Origin of the sequence: Frankia sp. AgKG'84/4 (assembly GCF_023242965.2) — a bacterium.
Classification (GTDB): Bacteria; Actinomycetota; Actinomycetes; order Frankiales; family Frankiaceae; genus Frankia.
Map to the genome: position 1 here is coordinate 1 of NZ_JALKFU020000799.1, position 1,079 is coordinate 1,079.

Consider the following 1,079-nt stretch of genomic DNA (forward strand, 5'->3'; position numbering starts at 1 on the left):
AGGTGTCAAGTCAAATGAGACAGTGGATCTTCGGTTGGTTGGCTTGGTACTGGCTGGTTGATCCACACGGTGTCGGGTAGCTGGGGTGGCCGGGGTCGGCGGGCGAACCGCTCGGGGTGTGCTGCGTGGGCGGCGTCGAGGGTGGCCTGGCGGTGGGTCTGGACCTGGTCGGCGGTCCCGAAGTGGACCGATGCCGGGGTGTGGAACCCGATCCCGGAATGGCGGTGGTCGTGGTTGTAAGCGGTGAAGAATCCCTCGCAGAAGGTCCGGGCGTCGGCCAGTGAGCCGAACCGGTCGGGAAAGTCGTAGCTGTATTTGAGAGTCTTGAACTGCGCTTCGGAATAGGGGTTGTCGTTCGAGGTTCGCGGCCGGGAATGCGACCGGATGACGCCGAGGTCGACGAGGAGTTCGGAGACGAGTTTCGAGACCATCGCGCCGCCGCGGTCGGCGTGGATCGCGGCGGGCGGGGTGCCGTTACGCCCGATCGCGTCGGCGAGGAAGTCCTTCGCGACGACCGCATCCTCGGCCGCGGCGACGAGCCAGCCGGTCACATACCGGGAGTAGATATCGAGAATGACGTAAAGCTTGTACCAGACTCCCTTCGTAGGTCCTTTCAGCGCGGTGATGTCCCAGGTCCACACCTGCGACGGTCCGGTCGCGGCCAGTTCAGGGCGGACCCGGGGCGGATGGGTGGCCAGGGCGCGGCGTTCCCGGGTCTGCCCGGCGGCGCGGGCGATCCGGTACATCGTCGAGCGCGAACACCAGTACCGGCCGGCATCCAGCTCCCGGGCCCACACCTGCGGGATCGCAAGATCCGCATACTCGGGGCTGTTCAACACCGCCAGCACCTGCGCCCGTTCAGTGTCGGCCAGGGCCGCCGGCGGCATGCTGCGCGCGAGCCATGGACCGTGCCGCGCTCCGCCCGGGGCGGCATGTCGATAATGGGTCGCCCGGGACCGGCCGCTCAACGCGCATGCCCGTTTCACCGAGACCCCCGTGGCCCGAAGCCCGTCGAACGCCTCGCCCAGAATCCGGTCTGCTACTTCTCGTTGTCCGCGCTCTCGGAAAGCTGTTCCAAG

1 protein-coding gene is annotated in these 1,079 nt (G+C 67.4%); it reads right to left on the reverse strand.

The annotated features are described in order from the left end of the window. Window positions 1-5 precede the first annotated feature (5 nt). Window positions 6-986, reverse strand: a complete 981-nt coding sequence (locus tag MXD58_RS25300) for a DDE-type integrase/transposase/recombinase (protein WP_248838019.1) — start codon at window positions 984-986, stop codon at window positions 6-8. Window positions 987-1,079 lie beyond the last annotated feature (93 nt).